Origin of the sequence: Nocardioides sambongensis (assembly GCF_006494815.1) — a bacterium.
In the GTDB taxonomy this organism is placed as follows: Bacteria; Actinomycetota; Actinomycetes; order Propionibacteriales; family Nocardioidaceae; genus Nocardioides; species Nocardioides sambongensis.
Map to the genome: position 1 here is coordinate 1,348,071 of NZ_CP041091.1, position 17,399 is coordinate 1,365,469.

Below are 17,399 nucleotides of genomic sequence, written 5' to 3' on the forward strand. Positions count from 1 at the left end.
GCGCCGGAGACCGGCACCCCTCAGGCGGTCACCCGGTAGACGTCGAAGACGCCCGGCACGCTGCGTACCGCGTTCAGCACCGTGTCGAGGTGCTTCGCGTCGGCCATCTCGAAGGTGAACCGCAGCTTGGCGACCCGGTCGCGGCTGGTGTTCAAGGTGGCGGACAGCAGGTCCAGGTGGGCGTCGGAGAGCACCAGGGAGACATCGGAGAGCAGGCGCGCGCGGTCCAGTGCCTCGACCTGGATGTTGACCAGGAACGTCGACTGACCGGTGGGCGCCCACTCGACGTCGAGCACCTTGTCGGGCTGGGTCATCAGGTTGGCGGCATTGGTGCAGTCCGTGCGGTGCACCGAGACGCCGCCGCCCTTGGTGACGAACCCGAGGATCTCGTCGGGCGGCACCGGGGTGCAGCAGCGGGCCAGCTTGACCCAGACGTCCGGGGCGCCGCGCACGATGACGCCGGAGTCTCCGCCGCTGGTGGAGCGGGCCCGCCGGCTGCGGCCGGTGATGGTGACGGCCTCGGCGAGGTCCTCCTGGGCGCCCTCGTCGCCGCCGTGCAGCTCGATCACCCGGCGCACCACGGTCTGCGCACCGATGTTGCTCTCCCCCACGGCCGCGTAGAGCGCGGTCACGTCGGCGACCTTGCACTGCTCGGCGACCTGGCTGAGGATGTCGTGGCTCATCAGGCGCTTGAGGGGCAGGCCCTCCTTGCGCATCAGCTTGGCGATCTCGTCCTTGCCCTTGTCGATCGCCTCCTCGCGCCGCTCCTTGGTGAACCACTGACGGATCTTGGAGCGGGCGCGCTGGGACTTGACGAAGTTGAGCCAGTCACGCGACGGTCCCGCGGTGGGCGCCTTGGAGGTGAAGACCTCGACCACGTCGCCGTTCTCCAGGGTCGACTCCAGCGGCACCAGCCGCCCGTTCACCCGCGAGCCGATCGTGTGGTGGCCGACCTCGGTGTGCACCGCATAGGCGAAGTCCACCGGCGTCGAGCCCGACGGCAGCGCGATCACGTCGCCGCGAGGGGTGAAGACGTAGGTCTCGGTCTGGTTGATCTCGAAGCGCAGCGACTCCAGGAACTCGCCCGGGTCGTCGATCTCGCTCTGCCAGTCGAGCAGCTGGCGCACCCAGCTCATGTCGTCGAGGTCGCCGCGCTGGTCGGTGTCGTTGCCGACGCGCCCGTCCTCCTTGTACTTCCAGTGCGCCGCGACGCCGTACTCCGCACGCCGGTGCATCGCGAAGGTGCGGATCTGCATCTCCACCGGTTTGCCGGCCGGGCCGATCACGGTGGTGTGCAGCGACTGGTACATGTTGAACTTCGGCATCGCGACGTAGTCCTTGAACCGGCCGAGCACCGGGTTCCACCGCGAGTGCAGTACGCCGAGGACCCCGTAGCAGTCGCGGTCCTGCTCGACCAGGATCCGGATGCCGACCAGATCGTAGATGTCGGAGAAGTCGCGGCCGCCGACGATCATCTTCTGGTAGATCGAGTAGTAGTGCTTCGGTCGGCCGGTCACGGTCGCCTTGATCTTCGACTCGCGCAGGTCCTTCTCGACCTGGCTGATCACCTCGGCCAGGAAGGTGTCCCGGGCCGGCGCCCGCTCGGCGACCATCCGTACGATCTCGTCGTAGATCTTCGGGTGGAGGGTGGCGAAGGCCAGGTCCTCCAGCTCCCACTTGATCGTGTTCATGCCCAGCCGGTGGGCCAGCGGGGCGTAGATGTCCAGCGTCTCCCGCGCGGTCCGCTCCTGGCTCTTCGGCGGGACGAACCGCAGCGTGCGCATGTTGTGCAGGCGGTCGGCCAGCTTGATCACCAGGACCCGGATGTCGCGGGACATCGCGACGATCATCTTGCGGATCGTCTCGGCCTTCGCGTTCTCGCCGTAGACGACCTTGTCCAGCTTGGTGACACCGTCGACGAGGCGGGCGACCTCGTCACCGAAGTCCCGACGACACTCGTCGAGCGTGTACGGCGTGTCCTCGACCGTGTCGTGCAGCAGCGCCGCAACGAGCGTCGGCTCGGTCATCCCGATCCCGGCCAGGATCGTGGTCACCGCGAGCGGGTGGGTGATGTAGGGGTCACCGCTCTTGCGCCGTTGGTCGCCGTGGAGCCGCTCGGCGGTGGCGTAGGCACGCTCCAGCAGCGCCAGGTCGGCCTTGGGGTGGTTGGCCCGGACGGCACGGAACAGTGGCTCGAGGACGGGGTTGCTGCTCCCGCTGCGCCCGCCCATCCTGGCCAGGCGCGCGCGGACCGGCGACGGTCGCGGAGCGGTGCGTTCCTCTGCCATTGCGCCAGTCTAGGGCGTGGTCCCGAGCACCGGCCGCCGAGTCGGGATCAGCGCCTCACGCGACGCTGAGCGCGGTCACCGGGACCTCGCCCAGGCCGGCGCGGCCGTCCAGGAAGCCGAGCTCCATCAGGACGGCGAGCCCGACCGGCTCGGCCCCGCAGCGGCGGACCAGGTCGGCGGTGGCCACCGCGGTGCCCCCGGTCGCCAGCACGTCGTCGATCAGCAGCACCCGGTCGCCGGGCGCGAAGGCGTCGTGGGCCACCTCGAGCGTGGCCTCGCCGTACTCCAGGGCGTAGGAGATCGCATGGGTCTCCCCCGGCAGCTTCCCGGGCTTGCGCACCGGGACGAAGCCGACACCGAGGCTGAGCGCCACCGGCGCGGCCAGGATGAATCCCCGTGCCTCCATGCCGGCGACCTTGTCCACGACCGGCGCGCCGGTCAGGTCGCGCCCGGCCGCGGCCAGCGCGGTGACCACCGCGGCCAGGCCCGCCGGGTCCGCCAGCAGCGGCGTGATGTCCTTGAACACGATGCCGGGCTCGGGGAAGTCCGGCACGTCGCGGACCAGCCGCTCGAGGACCTCGCCGACCTCGGTCGCCCCGGTCACCGGCTACTTCTTGCCGCGCTTGGAGCGCGTCTCACGGACCGGCTGCTTGCGTCCGGCGGCACCGCTCTCGTCGACCTTGCGGGTCGAGGTGGGCAAAGTCCGGCCCTTGCCGGCGACCGGCATCTCCGAGGCGTCGGTGGATGACGTACCCCGCGGGGTCTCCGGCTCCTCCTCGTCAGCGGAGAAGCCCTCGTCGTCCTCGAAGCCGTACTCGTCGAGCTCCGCGGTGGTCTCCTTGACCGGCATGTCGTCGACGAACGTCGGCACCGCGGCGTAGCGGTCGGCCGCCGCGCGCTTCTTGGCGCGCGCTCGGCGTGCCTGCTCCTGCACGTCACCCTCGCGCGACTTCATCTGCACCAGCAGTCGCGGAGCGATCATCACCGAGGAGTAGACACCCGCCGCCATGCCGACGAACTGCGCGAGGGCCAGGTCCTGCAGCGAGCTCGCGCCGAGCTGGGTCGCGCTCACGTAGAGGATCGCGCCGATCGGGATCAGCGCCACGATCGAGGTGTTGATCGAGCGCACCAGCGTCTGGTTGACGGCCAGGTTGGCGGCGTCGGAGTACGACTGGGTGTTCTTCCGCAGCGTGGTGGTGTTCTCCTTGATCTTGTCGAACACCACGACCGTGTCGTAGAGCGAGAAGCCGAGGATCGCCAGCACACCGGTCACCGCGGCGGGCGTCACCTGGAAGCCCGAGAGCGCGTAGATCCCGATGGTGATCGCGACGTCGTGGAACAGCGCGACCAGTGCCGCCACCGACATCTTCCACTCGCGGAAGTAGCCCCAGATGAAGAGCACCACGAGGATCAGGAAGATCAGCACACCGAGCAGCGCCCGCTCGGCGACCTCCGCGCCCCAGCTGGGGCCGACCTCGGTCTTGGAGATGTCCGCGTCGGTCAGGTCCGGGTAGAGGCCGATGACCACTTCCGACACCGCCGCCCGACCGTCCTCGTCGAGCTCCTCCATCTGCACGGTGAGCGCGTCGCTGCCGGCGGTGGTGACGGTGGGGTTCACCGCGCCGTCGATCTCCGCCTCGTCGATCGCCGCGGAGAGCTCGTCGGCGTTGTCCTGGGTGGCGTTGCCATCGCCTACGGGCACCGAGTACGTCGTACCGCCGACGAACTCGACACCGAAGTTGAGGCCCTTGACGGAGACCGCGGTGATCGCCAGCGCGACCAGCACCACGGAGATGCCGTACCAGAGGGCACGCTTGCCGACGAAGTCGATGGACCGGCGGCCCTGGTAGAGCTCGTTGCCGAGCCGGGACATCTTGCCCATCAGGCTTCCCCTCCCACGGTCCTGGCCGGGCGGGGTGCGTCCATGCCCAGCGTCTCCTTGCTGAGGCCGGACCACTTGTTGCCGGAGTTGAAGAACTTGAACTGGGCCAGCCACGACACCATCGGCTTGGTGAACCAGAAGAGCACCGCGAGGTCGATCAGCGTGGTCAGACCCAGCGCGAAGCCGAAGCCCTTCACGGCGCCGGTCGCGAAGATGTAGAGCACGGCGGCCGAGAGCAGCTGCACGGTGTTCGCCGCGATCCGGGTGACCCGGGCACGGGCCCAACCGGTCTCCACCGCGACCCGCATCGACTTCCCCTCCCGCATCTCGTCGCGGATGCGTTCGAAGAAGATCACGAAGGAGTCGGCGGTGACACCGACGGCGATGATCAGACCCGCGATACCGGGCAGGGTCAGCGTGAACCCGGCGGTCTCGCTGAGCAGCAGCACCATCGCGTAGGTCACCGACGCCGCGACGAACAGCGAGGCGACCACGACGAGGCCGAGGCCGCGGTAGTAGAAGAGGCAGTAGAGCATCACCAGGGCGAGACCGAAGGCACCCGCGGTGAGACCGGCGGTCAGCTGGTTGCCGGCCAGCGACGGGCCGATCTCCTCGACCGTCGGCTCGTCCTCGAAGGTGATCGGCAGCGCGCCGTACTTCAGGCTGGTGGCCAGCGAGTTGGCCGTGGTCTCGTTGAAGTCGCCCTCGATCTGGGACTGACCGTCGGTGATCACCGCGGTCATCACCGGCGCGGAGAGCACCTGGCCGTCCAGCACGATCGCGAACTGCTCGTCGGTGCCCTGGAACTCGCGGGAGACGGTCTCGAAGTCGTCGGCGGCACCGGTGCTGCCCGGCGGGTTGGCCTTCTCGGTGTCGTTGCCCATCTCGATGTTGACGACCCACTGCAGCTGGTTCTGCGGGATGCCGGCGGAGGCGTCGGTGAGCTCGGTGCCCTCGATGATCGAGCGGGACAGCAGGTACTTCGGGGACTGCCCGTCCTGCGGCTCGCCGCAGGCGACCAACGGCTTGTCCGGGTCGTCGACCAGCTCGGCGGGCTTGCCCTCGGCGTCGGTCAGCACCCCGTCGGCGGTGCAGGTGGAGGCGTTGTAGAGCGCGACCGACTGGGCGTCGGGGCTGCGGCTCCAGGCGATCTCGCCCTCCGCGGTGCCGTCGCCGGCGGCGGTCTGGCCCTCGGCCGGCGCCTGGGTGGAGCCGTCGGTCGGCTCCGCGGTCGCCGGGTCGGAGGAGTCGCCGGTGGGTCCCGCCGACTCGGTGGCCTGCTGGGCCGCGTCGTCCTTGTCGGACTTCTTGTTCTTGCCGTCCGCGGGCGCGTCGGTGGGGTCGTCGCCGGGCGCGAGGTCCGGTGCGACCCGACCGAGGCCCGGGGTGCCGGTGGCGCACTTGTTCGGCTGGTTCGGGCTGCAGGCGACCAGGCGGAAGCGCAGCTGCGCCTGCCGCGAGACCGTCTCCTCGAGCTCGTTGCGGTTCTCGGTGGAGCCCGGCACCTCGACCACGATGAACTTGTCGCCCTGCGTGGTCACCTCCGCCTCGCTGACGCCGGAGCCGTTGACACGCTGGTCGAGGATCTTGCGCGCCTCCTCGAGACTCTCCTGACTGGGCGTCTCGGTGGCCGTCAGGGTGATCCGGGTGCCGCCCTCGAGGTCGAGGCCGAGCGCCGGCTTCCAGGTGCCGGTCAGCGCGACCAGGCCGTAGCAGATCGCCACGCCCAGGAAGAAGACGACCAGGGTGCGCCCCGGTCGAAGTCGTCGGTCAGCCATCGGTCAGTCGTCCCCTTGCTCGGGCAGCGGGTCCTCGTCGTCCGACTCCTCGGCCTCGTCGCTGCGGTCCACCTTGGAGCCGATCGCGCCGCGGACCACCCGCAGCACCACGCCGGGCGCCACCTCGACGGCGAGGTCGTCGTCGGTGATCTCGGCGATGGTGGCGAAGACACCGCTGGTCAGCAGCACCCGGTCACCGACGTCGAGGCCGGACTGCATCTGCTGCATCGCCTTCTGACGCCGCTGAGCAGGACGGATGATGAGCAGCCAGAAGATGACTGCGATCGCGGCGATCCACAGCAAGGACGCGTACTCCTCCACGAAGAAACCTCTCAACGGTTGGTGTGCCCGGCACCCCGGAAGAGGGCAGGCGTCGACCGACGGGCAAGTGTAGCCAGGGGTCACCCAGTGCCCGAAGGTCCGGGGTCATTCACCCCACAGGGTCTCGTCCGCGCTCCGGAGGTCGCCGAGCTGCGACGCGCCGTCGGGGACCGCCGGCGGGGCGAGCCCGAGGTGCCGCCAGGCCGCGGCGGTCGCCACGCGGCCGCGCGGTGTCCGGGCCAGGAAGCCGTTGCGGACCAGGAAGGGCTCCGCGACCTCCTCGACGGTCTCCCGCTCCTCCCCGACGGCCACCGCGAGCGTCGAGACGCCCACCGGGCCACCCCCGAAGCGGCGGCAGAGGACGTCGATGACGCCGCGGTCGAGCCGGTCCAGACCCAGCTCGTCGACCTCGTAGAGGTCGAGGGCGGCGCGGGCCACCTCCCGGGTGACGACGCCGTCGGCGCGGACCTGGGCGAAGTCGCGCACCCGGCGCAGCAGTCGGTTCGCGATCCGGGGCGTGCCGCGGGACCGGGAGGCGATCTCCGCCGAACCCTCCTCGGTGAGCTCCACCCCCAGCAGCCCGGCCGAGCGGTGCACGATCAGGTCGAGCTCGTCCGGCTCGTAGAACTCGAGGTGGGCGGTGAAGCCGAACCGGTCGCGCAGCGGCCCCGGCAGCAGACCGGCCCGGGTGGTGGCGCCGACCAGGGTGAACGACGGGAGCTCCAGCGGGATCGCGGTCGCCCCGGGGCCCTTGCCGATGACGACGTCGACCCGGAAGTCCTCCATCGCCATGTAGAGCATCTCCTCGGCCGGACGCGACATCCGGTGGATCTCGTCGACGAAGAGCACCTCGCCGTCGTTGAGACCCGACAGGATCGACGCGAGGTCGCCGGCGTGGGTGATCGCCGGCCCGCTGGTGAGGCGCAGCGGCGTCCCCATCTCGTGGGCGATGATCATGGCGAGCGTGGTCTTGCCGAGCCCGGGCGGGCCCGACAGCAGCACGTGGTCGGGAGCCCGTCCGCGTCGGCGGGCGGCCTCCAGGACCAGGCCGAGCTGGTCGCGGACCCGGACCTGGCCGACCACCTCGTCGAGGCTGCGCGGTCGCAGCGCCGCCTCCACGGCTCGCTCGTCGCCGTCGGCCTCGGCCGCGGTCAGGGACCTCAGGTGGGTCTCCTCGGCGGCTTCGAGCTCATTCTCTCCGAACGGCAACGCTCATCCCTTCCGGTGTGACTGCACGCGACCTCTGGGTCCGATCCTGCCTCAGGCCTTGGACAGGGTGCGCAGTGCCGCGCGCAGCAGCGCGCCGACGTCCGCGGCTCCCCCGGCGGCCTCGGCCTCCGGCGCGACCGCGTCGACCGCCTTCTCGGCGTCCTTCGCGCTGTAGCCGAGGCCCACGAGCCCTGGTGCACCTGGTCCCGCCAGGGCGCCGACGCCGCGGCGACCGGGTGGCCGGCGCGGGACCCGGTCGGGGCGCCGATCCGGTCCTTGAGCTCGAGGATGATCCGCTGTGCGCCCTTCTGGCCGATCCCCGGCACCTTGGTCAGCGTCTTGGCGTCCTCGCCGGCGATGGCGGTCCGTACGCCGTCGGGCGTGAGCACGGCGAGGATCGCCTGGGCGACCTTGGGGCCGACCCCCGACGCGGTCTGCACCATCTCGAAGATCGTCTTCTCGTCCTCGTCGGCGAAGCCGAACAGGGTCATCGAGTCCTCGCGGACGACCATGCTGGTCGGCAGCGTGGCCTCGTCACCGTGGCGCAGGCCGGCCAACGTGGCCGGGGTGCAGATCAGCTCGAGGCCGACTCCCCCGACCTCGAGCACCGCGCTGGAGAGGCTGACGGCCGCGACACGGCCCCGGACGAAGGCGATCAACGAGGACTCCCGGAGGTGCGTGGGCGGCGGGGGCGGTGGTTCGCGGCGAGTGCGGCGTCGATCCGTGCCTGTGCGCCGCCCCGCCACACGTGGGTGATGGCCAGTGCGAGGGCGTCGGCGGCGTCGGCGGGCTTCGGCGCGGCGTCCAGGCGCAGGATCCGGGTCACCATCGCGCCCACCTGGGCCTTGTCGGCCCGGCCGTTGCCGGAGACCGCGGCCTTGACCTCGCTGGGCGTGTGCAGGGCGACCGGAAGTCCACGACGGGCGGCACAGACCATCGCGATGCCGGCGGCCTGGGCCGTCCCCATGATGGTGGAGACGTCGGAGCGGGCGAAGACCCGCTCGATGGCGACGGCGTCGGGCCGGTACTCCTCCAGTCGCGCCTCGATCCCGGCCTCGATGCTGACCAGCCGCTCCGGCACCGTGAGGTCCGAGGAGGTGCGGACCACGCCGACGTCGAGCATCCGCAGCGGACGGCCGATCGCCCCTTCGACGATCCCGATGCCACAACGGGTCAGCCCGGGGTCGATACCGACCACGCGCATGCGCCTGCCTCCCACTCGCCTGTCGAACACGTGTTCGCAGGCTACCCCGACCGCGGGCCGGCCAGGGCGGCGGACACGCCGCTCAGGCGTCGATGGTCTCCAGGACCTCGTCGGGGATGTCGGCGTTGCTGAAGACGTTCTGCACGTCGTCCAGGTCGTCGACCGCGTCGACCAGGCGGAACACCTTGCTCGCCACGTCGGCCTCGCCGACCGGGATGTCGAGGGTCGCCACGAACTGGATCTCGGCCGAGTCGTAGTCGATGCCGGCCTCCTGCAGGGCGCTGCGGACCGCCACCACATCACCGGAGTCCGACTGCACCTCCCACGAGTCCCCGATGTCGTTGACCTCCTCGGCACCGGCGTCGAGGGTGGCCTCCAGCACGTCGTCCTCGGAGATCTCCTTCTCCTCCTGCGACTTGGCGACCACGACCACGCCCTTGCGGACGAAGAGGCGCGAGACGGAGCCCGGGTCGGCCATGGTGCCGCCGTTGCGGGTGACCGCCGTGCGGACCTCCATGGCGGCACGGTTGCGGTTGTCGGTCAGGCACTCCACCAGCAGCGCGACGCCCTGGGGCCCGTAGACCTCGTACATGATCGTCTCGTAGTCGACGCCGCCGCCGTCGAGCCCGCCGCCGCGCTTGACCGCGGAGTCGATGTTCTTGTTCGGGACCGACTGCTTCTTCGCCTTCTGGATGGCGTCGTAGAGGGTCGGGTTGCCGGAGGGGTCGGGGCCGCCCATCTTCGCGGCGATCTCGATGTTCTTGATCAGCTTCGCGAAGAGCTTGCCGCGCTTGGCGTCGATCGCGGCCTTCTTGTGCTTCGTGGTCGCCCACTTGGAGTGGCCAGACATCCGTCCCCTACTTCCGACTCGACACGTAACGGAGCACCTGCGTCGCTCCGACCAGGAAGTCTATCGCTGCACCAGATCGAGGAAGAGCCGGTGCACACGCCGGTCGGTGTCGACCTCCGGATGGAACGACGTCGCCATCAGCGGCCCCTGCCGCACCGCGACCGGGTGCCCGTGCGCCTCGGCGAGGACCTCCACGCCGGGCCCCGCGCTCTCCACCCAGGGAGCCCGAATGAAGACCGCGTGCACCGGGTCGGCGAGTCCGGTGAAGGCGATGTCGTCCTCGAAGGAGTCCACCTGGCGGCCGAAGGCGTTGCGGCGCACCGTCACGTCCAGACCGCCGACGGTCTCCTGGCCGACCGCCCCGTCGACGATCCGGTCGGCGAGCAGGATCATCCCGGCGCAGGTGCCGAGGGCCGGCATCCCGCCGGCGATCCGCTCACGCAGCGGCTCGAGCAGGTCGAAGGTGCGGGCCAGCTTGGCCATCGTCGTCGACTCTCCCCCGGGCAGCACCAGCGCGTCGCAGCGCGCCAGCTCCCCCGGACGCCGTACGGCGAGGGCCTCGACGCCGAGCGAGGTCAGTGCGCCGAGGTGCTCGCGCACGTCCCCCTGCAGTGCGAGGACACCGACCGTCGGCACGTCGCGACGCGGTGGACCGCCGGTCACCAGCCGCGCTCGGCGAGCCGGTGCGGCGCCGGCAGCTCCTCGACATTGATCCCGACCATCGCCTCACCCAGGCCGCGGGAGACCTTGGCGACCACGTCCGGGTCGTCGTGGAAGGTGGTCGCCTTCACGATCGCCTCGGCCCGCTGGGCGGGGTTGCCGGACTTGAAGATGCCCGAGCCGACGAAGACGCCCTCGGCGCCCAGCTGCATCATCATCGCAGCGTCCGCGGGCGTCGCGATGCCGCCGGCGGTGAAGAGGACCACCGGCAGCCTGCCGGACCGGGCGACCTCGGCCACCAGGTCGAAGGGTGCCTGCAGCTCCTTGGCCGCCACGAACAGCTCGTCCTCGGCCAACGCCCCCAGGCGGCGGATCTCGCGACGGATGGTGCGCATGTGGGTCACCGCGTTGGACACGTCGCCGGTGCCGGCCTCGCCCTTGGAGCGGATCATCGCGGCGCCCTCGGTGATCCGGCGCAGGGCCTCGCCCAGGTTGGTCGCACCGCAGACGAAGGGGACCTGGAAGGCCCACTTGTCGATGTGGTTCTCGTAGTCGGCGGGGGTGAGCACCTCGGACTCGTCGATGTAGTCCACCCCCAGCGACTGCAGCACCTGCGCCTCGGCGAAGTGACCGATCCGGGCCTTGGCCATCACCGGGATGGAGACCGCCTCGACGATGCCGTCGATCATGTCGGGGTCGCTCATCCGGGACACCCCGCCCTGGGCCCGGATGTCGGCCGGGACGCGCTCCAGCGCCATCACCGCGACCGCACCGGCGTCCTCGGCGATCTTCGCCTGCTCGGGGGTGACCACATCCATGATCACGCCACCCTTGAGCATCTCGGCCATGCCGCGCTTGACGCGGGTCGTTCCGGTGGTGGGCTGCTGCTCGCTCATGGGGTCGAGTCTAGGACCACCCGAACAGTGTTCAGGAGGCGGTCTCAGGGTTGCCGTCGTCCGCCGGGCCGGACGCCGCAGCAGCATCGGCGGCGTCCAGGGCGAGCGCCTGGCGGCGCACCTTCAGCACGCGGAAGGCGACCGTGTAGGTGTTGGCGAAGGCGAGCACCCACAGCGTCAGGTAGATCAGGATGTCGGCGTCGAAGATTCCGGCGAAGCCGGTCATCACCAAGATGGCGACCAGCCGGTCGGCGCGCTCGGCGATCCCGCCCTTGGCGTCCATGCCCAGCGACTCCGCGCGGGCCCGGGCGTAGGAGGTGACCGATCCCATCACCAGGCAGTAGAGCGTGAGGCACAGGTAGAGGTAGCTGTCACCGTGCTCGGGCCGGGCGAAGTAGAGGGCGAGCCCGCCGAAGACTGCGCCGTCGCCGATCCGGTCGAGGGTGGAGTCCCAGAACGCGCCGAAGCGGGACTTGCGGCCCAGCTCGCGTGCCATCTTGCCGTCGACCAGGTCGCTGAAGACGAAGGCGGTGATGACCAGGACCCCGATCAGCAGCTCGCCGATCGGGAAGAAGATCAGGGCGCCGGCCACGACGCCGAGGGTCCCGACGAGCGTCACCGCGTCCGGGCTGATCCCGAGGCGGATGAACAGGCGCACCACCGGGAGCAGGACCACGCCCTGCCAGAAGTCCTTGAATCGGTCCAACATCGCAGCGAACCCTAGCGGGCTCAGCCCCAGTGCGCGGCCAGCAGGTCCCGGGTGTCCTCGAGCAGCTGCGGGAGCGTCTTGGTGCCGCCGATCACGGTCAGGAAGTTGGCGTCGCCGGACCACCGCGGCACGACGTGCTGGTGCAGGTGCGCGGCCAGCGAGCCGCCGGCCGCGCCGCCGAGGTTCATCCCGACGTTGAACGCGTGCGGCTGGGCGATCTTGCGGATCGAGCTGATCGCCTGCTGGGTGAGCCGGGCGACCTCGATCGTCTCCGTCTCGTCGAGGTCGGTGTAGTCGGCGACGTGACGGTAGGGCAGCACCATCAGGTGCCCGGGGTTGTAGGGGTAGAGGTTGAGCACCACGTAGGCGCTCTCCCCGCGCACCACGACCAGGTCGTCGTCGGTGGAGGTCGCCGGGTCGCGGGTGATCCGGCAGAACGGGCACTCCGGCTTCGGCGGTCCGTCGCTCGGCGCGTCCTGCTCCTCGCCACGGACATAGGTCATCCGGTGCGGCGTCCACAGCCGCTCCAGCCCGTCGGGCGCGCTCATCCGCCCACTCTCCTCCCGTGCCGTCCCGATGCGCCGCTGCGCAGCCTACCGGTGGCTCCACCGGCGCCCGCGACTCCTCGGGACCCACCGCCCCGGCCTGACGCGGGCACGCCGCCCCGGCCTGACGCGGGCACGCCGCACGGGCTCGGCGTGATCTCAGGTCTGGTGGAACCAGCGGCCCAGGTCGGCGGTGATCCCCGGGCAGGTCACGTTGTGGTCGCGACGCTGCTCCACCCACTGGCCGAGCACCGCCTCGCCGCCCTGGATCGACCAGTCGTCCCCGCAGCGCGACAGCGCCTCCTCGCGGGAGGTCTCACCGGCGGCGCGCCACTCCGGCACCTCCAGGCGGAGGTCGCCGACGACCTGCTCCCACAGGTGCGGCGTGGAGTAGACCCCGATCGCGTAGCCCGCGTCGACATAGCCGCGGGCGGCACCCTCGACCACGGCCGCGTTCGCCGTCGTGTCCGCGCTCCACTCGAAGTCCGGGACGGGCTCCACGTCGATCCACACGATCGGGGTGCGGAGGCCGACGGTGCCCATGTTGCCGATGTTGTAGCGGGCCTGCTGGTAGCCGACGTTCTTCAGCCGCCCCAGCCTGCTGCCGGCGTCGTAGGGCCCCTGGTCGCCGTAGTCCTCGAGCGTGCCGGCGTCCGGATAGCTCGCCACCGCGTACGCCGAGAGCAGCAGCTGGTGGTCGCCGACCCAGTCGACCTGGTCGGCCAGGCAGGGGTTCGGCGTGAAGCCCGGGCCGTTGGTCAGCCCGACCACCACGTACTCGGCCTCGGGAACCGGCATCGGCATCCCCAGGGTGCGCTTCTCCGGGATGCCCATCCCCGGCGGGCACTGGGGCCAGCTGATGTCGGCGCCGAGCAGGGCGCCGTCGACCGGCGGGATCTCCTGCCGGCTCTCACCGTCCTGGGCCAGCTGCTCGGCGAGGTCGGCGAGGTCGCCGGCGTCGTCGTCGGGCACGCTCTGGCCCCGCCACCGTCCTGCCCCGGCCCCGCGCTCGGCGCGCCCGACGAGGTCGACGCCCCGTCCGGACCGGCCTCCTCGGAGGTGGAGGCGCAGCCGGTCAGCGCCCCAGTGCGACCAGGAGCGCTGCGAGGAGGACGGACGGTCGGGTCACCTGGGTCCCGGCGGTCAGACCTGCTCGCGCGAGGCGACCGCCGCCACCACCCGCTCGATCGCCTCCGCCACCGGCACGCCGTTGTCCTGCCGTCCGTCCCGGTAGCGGAAGCTGACCGCGCCGGCCTCGACGTCGTCGTCCCCGGCGATCACCATGAACGGCACCTTCTGCAACTGCGCGTTCCGGATCTTCTTCTGCATCCGGTCGTCCGTCACGTCGACCTCCACCCGGATGCCCCGGCCGCGCAGCTGGCCGGCGACGTCGCGCAGGTAGTCCTCGTGGCGCTCCGCGATCGGGATGCCCTGGACCTGGACCGGGGCCAGCCACGGAGGGAAGGCGCCCGCGTAGTGCTCGACGAGGACGCCGAGGAAGCGCTCGATGGAGCCGAACTTGGCCGAGTGGATCATCACCGGCTGCTGGCGCGAGCCGTCGGCGGCGACGTACTCGAGGGCGAACCGGTCGGCGGAGGGCTGGTTGAAGTCGTACTGGACGGTGCCCATCTGCCAGGTGCGGCCGATCGCGTCGCGCGCCTGGACCGAGATCTTCGGGCCGTAGTAGGCGGCCCCGCCCGGGTCCGGCACCAGCTCCAGGCCGGTCGCGGTGGCCACGTCCTCGAGCACCTCGGTCGCGGCCGCCCAGTCCTCGTCGGAGCCGATGAACTTGTCCTTGGAGGCGTCGCGCGTGGACAGCTCGAGGTAGAAGTCGTCGATCCCGAAGTCCCGCAGCAGCGACAGCATGAAGTCCAGCAGGTGCCGGACCTCGCCGGGTGCCTGCTCCGGGGTGCAGTAGGAGTGCGAGTCGTCCTGCGCGAAGCCGCGGACCCGGGTCAGGCCGTGGATCACGCCGGACTTCTCGTGCCGGTAGACGCTGCCGAACTCGAAGAGCCGCAGCGGAAGCTCCCGGTAGGAGCGCTGCCGGGAGCGGAAGATCAGGTTGTGCATCGGGCAGTTCATCGCCTTCAGGCGATACTCCATGCCGTCCACGTCGAGCGCCGGGAACATGCCCTCGCCGTAGTACGGCAGGTGCCCGGAGGTGTAGAAGAGTCCCTCCTTGGCGATGTGCGGAGTGCCGACGTAGTCGAAGCCCTCGGCGATGTGCCGCTCGCGGACGTAGTCCTCCATCGCCCGCTTGATCACGCCGCCCTTGGGGTGGAAGACCGGCAGGCCGGAGCCGATCTCGTCGGGGAAGCTGAACAGGTCCAGCTCGCGGCCCAGCTTGCGGTGGTCGCGCCGCTCGGCCTCCTCGATCCGGTGCAGGTGGGCGTCGAGCTCGCCCTTGCTCGGCCAGGCGGTGCCGTAGATCCGCTGGAGCTGCTTGTTCTTCTCGTCACCGCGCCAGTAGGCGGCTGCGCTGCGCATCAGCTTGAAGGCCGGGATCCGCTTGGTGGTCGGCAGGTGCGGGCCTCGGCACAGGTCGGACCAGGCGACCTCGCCCTTGCGGTTGACGTTGTCGTAGATGGTGAGCTCGCCGGCGCCGACCTCCGCGGACGCTCCCTCGGCGGCCTCGGCGGCACCGTCTCCGCCGACCGAGCCCTTCAGCCCGATCAGCTCGACCTTGTAGGGCTCGTCGGCGAGCTCGACCAGCGCGTCGGCGTCGGTGGTCACCCGTCGGTCGAAGCGCTGGTTCTCCTTGATGATCTTGCGCATCGCGGTCTCGAGCCGGGCCAGGTCCTCGGGCACGAACGGCGTCTCGACGTCGAAGTCGTAGTAGAAGCCGTCGGTGATCGGCGGACCGATGCCCAGCTTGGCGTCGGGGAAGACCTGCTGCACGGCCTGGGCCAGGACGTGGGCGGTGGAGTGGCGCAGGATGTCCAGCCCGTCCGGGCTGGCGATGTGCACCGACTCGACCTGGTCGCCGTCGACCAGGGGGTACGAGAGGTCCTTGAGCTCGCCGGCGACCCGCGCGGCGACCACGTCGGCGGAGTCCGCCGCGTCGGTGAACAGCTCCCAGGCCCGGGTGCCCGCAGTCGTCACCCGTTCCTCACGCTCACCGGCGTGGATGCGGACGACCTTGATCTCGGACACTGCGCTGCCTCCTGGCTGTTGCTGACCCGCCCGGGGACCGCGACGGGGAACTCGATCGTATCGAGGCGCGGGCGAGCACGCGCGGTCGATACCGTCCGGCCGGCCGGTCTGCTCAGCGTCCGTCGCCGAGGAGCGGGTCGTCGGCACCCGGGTAGAGCCGGTAGCCGTGCATCGCGTGGTGGGCGAAGCGGGCGTAGAACCCCTCCCCGGCCTCGGTGATCAGGTCCATCCGCTTGGTGCCGGTCGCCTGGAAGGTCGCCATCACCAGCAGCCGCCCGATCCCGTGGCGCCGATGGTCGGGGTCCACCACCAGGAAGCTCAGGTGCGACTGGAGCACCCCGTCGCCGAGCGCCTGGGCCCACCCGACCACCCGGTCGCCGGCCACGGCCGAGTACGACGTCGCGCCCGGCGACGTACAGATCCGCCGGACCAGCTCGGGGTCGGTGAGCGAGGGCCAGCCGACGCGGCCCGCGAGCCGCGCGACGTGCGCGGCGTCGGCGGGCTCGAAGGGGCGCAGGTCCACGGTCATGACCCCACACAAGCACGTCGGAGCCGGGCGGGCCATCGCCGCCGGTCCCGGGAGACTCCAGGATCAGTGCGGGGGCACCTGGCCCTGCTCGCCCAGCGCCGTCCCGGGCGAGCAGGTCAGCTCACCTGGCTGCACCTGGATCCTCGGCGCCGGAGGTCAGAGACGCTCGAGGATGGTCACGTTCGCCTGGCCGCCGCCCTCGCACATGGTCTGCAGCGCGTAGCGCCCGCCGGTCCGCTCCAGCTCGTTGAGCAGGGTGGTCATCAGACGGGTGCCGGTGGCGCCGATCGGGTGGCCGAGCGCGATGCCGCCGCCGTTGACGTTGACCTTCTCGTGCGGGGCGCCGGTCTCCTTCATCCAGGCCAGCACCACGGAGGCGAAGGCCTCGTTGCACTCGAAGAGGTCGATGTCGTCGATGCCGAGCCCGGTCTTGGCCAGGGCGTGCTTGGTCGCCCCGATCGGCCCGGTGAGCATCCAGACCGGGTCGTCGCCGCGGACGGAGAGGTGGTGGATCCGGGCCCGCGGGGTGAGCCCGTGGTCGGAGACGGCCTGCTCGGAGGCGACCAGCAGCGCCGAGGCGCCGTCGCAGATCTGCGAGGCGACGGCGGCGGTGATCCGCCCGCCGGGGGCGAGCGGCTCGAGCCCGGCCATCTTCTCCAGCGAGGTCTCCCGCGGGCACTGGTCGGTGGCGAACTCCGAGCCGTCGGCCAGGGCGAGCGGCGCGATCTCACCGGCGAAGCGCCCCTCGGCGATCGCGGTGCGGGCGCGCTCGTGGGAGGCCAGCGCGAACGCCTCCATCTCCTCGCGGGTGATGTCCCACTTCTCGGCGATCATCTCCGCCGAGCGGAACTGGCTGACCTCCTGGTCGCCGTAGCGCTTCACCCAGCCGGGCGACTCCGCGAACGGGGTGGAGAAGCCGTACTGCTGGCCGACCAGCATCGCCGCGGAGATCGGGATCGCGCTCATGTTCTGCACACCACCGGCGACCACCAGGTCCTGGGTCCCGGAGAGCACGCCCTGCGCGGCGAAGTGCACCGCCTGCTGCGAGGAGCCGCACTGGCGGTCGATGGTGACGCCCGGGACGTGGTCCGGGAGGCCCGCGACCAGCCAGGCGGTGCGCGCGACGTCGCCGGCCTGCGACCCGATCGTGTCGCAGCAGCCGAGGATCACGTCCTCGACCGCCCCGGGGTCCACCCCGGTGCGCTCCACGAGGGCGCCGAGGGTGTGCGCGGCGAGGTCCGCCGAGTGGACCTCGGCGAGCGCTCCCCCGCGCTTGCCGACCGCGGTGCGGACGGCGTCGACGATGTAGGCCTCAGCCATGGTGGGTTCCTTTCACTTCGCGATCCCGTCGAGCAGGATCCGGACGTACTGGTCG

16 protein-coding genes and 1 pseudogene are annotated in these 17,399 nt (G+C 71.0%); all 17 read right to left on the reverse strand.

What is annotated here, in order from left to right; all coding sequences use genetic code 11:
- Window positions 1-20 precede the first annotated feature (20 nt).
- Entirely contained in the window at window positions 21-2,288 is a 2,268-nt protein-coding gene (locus tag FIV43_RS06280) for a RelA/SpoT family protein (RefSeq protein ID WP_141013439.1), read from the reverse strand.
- Window positions 2,289-2,343: 55 nt separating this feature from the next.
- Window positions 2,344-2,892, reverse strand: a complete 549-nt coding sequence (locus tag FIV43_RS06285) for an adenine phosphoribosyltransferase (protein ID WP_141013440.1) — start codon at window positions 2,890-2,892, stop codon at window positions 2,344-2,346.
- A gap of 3 nt (window positions 2,893-2,895) precedes the next feature.
- Entirely contained in the window at window positions 2,896-4,170 is a 1,275-nt protein-coding gene (gene secF, locus FIV43_RS06290; protein WP_141013441.1) for a protein translocase subunit SecF, read from the reverse strand.
- Complete coding sequence (secD, locus tag FIV43_RS06295) at window positions 4,170-5,948, reverse strand: protein translocase subunit SecD (protein ID WP_141013442.1); 1,779 nt, start codon at window positions 5,946-5,948, stop codon at window positions 4,170-4,172. Before secD ends, secF begins: the two co-directional genes overlap by 1 nt.
- A 3-nt stretch (window positions 5,949-5,951) precedes the next feature.
- Window positions 5,952-6,269: a preprotein translocase subunit YajC gene (yajC, locus tag FIV43_RS06300; RefSeq protein ID WP_231123769.1), complete on the reverse strand. Its 318-nt coding sequence runs from the start codon at window positions 6,267-6,269 to the stop codon at window positions 5,952-5,954.
- 105 nt (window positions 6,270-6,374) lie between these two features.
- On the reverse strand, window positions 6,375-7,478 hold the full coding sequence (ruvB, locus tag FIV43_RS06305; RefSeq protein WP_141013443.1) for a Holliday junction branch migration DNA helicase RuvB: 1,104 nt from the start codon (window positions 7,476-7,478) through the stop codon (window positions 6,375-6,377).
- Between the two features lie 51 nt (window positions 7,479-7,529).
- Window positions 7,530-8,137, reverse strand: a pseudogene (gene ruvA / locus FIV43_RS06310) (Holliday junction branch migration protein RuvA).
- Window positions 8,134-8,682, reverse strand: a complete 549-nt coding sequence (gene ruvC, locus FIV43_RS06315) for a crossover junction endodeoxyribonuclease RuvC (RefSeq protein WP_141013444.1) — start codon at window positions 8,680-8,682, stop codon at window positions 8,134-8,136. The pseudogene ruvA and the gene ruvC overlap by 4 nt, the downstream one beginning before the upstream one ends.
- An 82-nt stretch (window positions 8,683-8,764) precedes the next feature.
- Entirely contained in the window at window positions 8,765-9,532 is a 768-nt protein-coding gene (locus tag FIV43_RS06320) for a YebC/PmpR family DNA-binding transcriptional regulator (protein WP_141013445.1), read from the reverse strand.
- A gap of 60 nt (window positions 9,533-9,592) precedes the next feature.
- Window positions 9,593-10,168, reverse strand: coding sequence for a pyridoxal 5'-phosphate synthase glutaminase subunit PdxT (gene pdxT, locus FIV43_RS06325; protein WP_141013446.1), 576 nt, complete (start codon window positions 10,166-10,168; stop codon window positions 9,593-9,595).
- A gap of 23 nt (window positions 10,169-10,191) precedes the next feature.
- Window positions 10,192-11,088, reverse strand: coding sequence for a pyridoxal 5'-phosphate synthase lyase subunit PdxS (gene pdxS / locus FIV43_RS06330; RefSeq protein ID WP_141013447.1), 897 nt, complete (start codon window positions 11,086-11,088; stop codon window positions 10,192-10,194).
- A 31-nt stretch (window positions 11,089-11,119) separates the two neighbouring features.
- A complete protein-coding gene (gene pgsA / locus FIV43_RS06335) occupies window positions 11,120-11,797 on the reverse strand; it encodes a phosphatidylinositol phosphate synthase (protein WP_141013448.1) in 678 nt (225 codons plus the stop codon).
- A gap of 20 nt (window positions 11,798-11,817) precedes the next feature.
- Complete coding sequence (locus FIV43_RS06340) at window positions 11,818-12,345, reverse strand: HIT family protein (RefSeq protein WP_141013449.1); 528 nt, start codon at window positions 12,343-12,345, stop codon at window positions 11,818-11,820.
- Between the two features lie 156 nt (window positions 12,346-12,501).
- Window positions 12,502-13,314, reverse strand: a complete 813-nt coding sequence (locus FIV43_RS06345; RefSeq protein WP_141013450.1) for a glycoside hydrolase family 25 domain-containing protein — start codon at window positions 13,312-13,314, stop codon at window positions 12,502-12,504.
- Between the two features lie 171 nt (window positions 13,315-13,485).
- Window positions 13,486-15,495 (reverse strand): threonine--tRNA ligase, encoded by a 2,010-nt coding sequence (gene thrS / locus FIV43_RS06350; protein ID WP_141013451.1) that lies wholly within the window; start codon window positions 15,493-15,495, stop codon window positions 13,486-13,488.
- A 112-nt stretch (window positions 15,496-15,607) separates the two neighbouring features.
- The gene (locus FIV43_RS06355) at window positions 15,608-16,024 is read right to left on the reverse strand and encodes a GNAT family N-acetyltransferase (RefSeq protein WP_181407700.1); all 417 of its coding nucleotides are present in this window, start codon (window positions 16,022-16,024) and stop codon (window positions 15,608-15,610) included.
- A 156-nt stretch (window positions 16,025-16,180) separates the two neighbouring features.
- Window positions 16,181-17,344, reverse strand: coding sequence for an acetyl-CoA C-acetyltransferase (locus tag FIV43_RS06360; RefSeq protein ID WP_141013453.1), 1,164 nt, complete (start codon window positions 17,342-17,344; stop codon window positions 16,181-16,183).
- Window positions 17,345-17,399: the final 55 nt, after the last annotated feature.

Coding starts and splice junctions, on each gene's coding strand:
- FIV43_RS06280 (WP_141013439.1), bottom strand. CDS start 2,288: ATGGCAGAGGAACGCACCGCTCCGCGACCGTCGCCGGTCCGCGCGCGC.
- secF (WP_141013441.1), bottom strand. CDS start 4,170: ATGGGCAAGATGTCCCGGCTCGGCAACGAGCTCTACCAGGGCCGCCGG.
- secD (WP_141013442.1), bottom strand. CDS start 5,948: ATGGCTGACCGACGACTTCGACCGGGGCGCACCCTGGTCGTCTTCTTC.
- ruvC (WP_141013444.1), bottom strand. CDS start 8,682: ATGCGCGTGGTCGGTATCGACCCCGGGCTGACCCGTTGTGGCATCGGG.
- FIV43_RS06320 (WP_141013445.1), bottom strand. CDS start 9,532: ATGTCTGGCCACTCCAAGTGGGCGACCACGAAGCACAAGAAGGCCGCG.
- pdxS (WP_141013447.1), bottom strand. CDS start 11,088: ATGAGCGAGCAGCAGCCCACCACCGGAACGACCCGCGTCAAGCGCGGC.
- pgsA (WP_141013448.1), bottom strand. CDS start 11,797: ATGTTGGACCGATTCAAGGACTTCTGGCAGGGCGTGGTCCTGCTCCCG.
- FIV43_RS06340 (WP_141013449.1), bottom strand. CDS start 12,345: ATGAGCGCGCCCGACGGGCTGGAGCGGCTGTGGACGCCGCACCGGATG.
- FIV43_RS06355 (WP_181407700.1), bottom strand. CDS start 16,024: ATGACCGTGGACCTGCGCCCCTTCGAGCCCGCCGACGCCGCGCACGTC.
- FIV43_RS06360 (WP_141013453.1), bottom strand. CDS start 17,344: ATGGCTGAGGCCTACATCGTCGACGCCGTCCGCACCGCGGTCGGCAAG.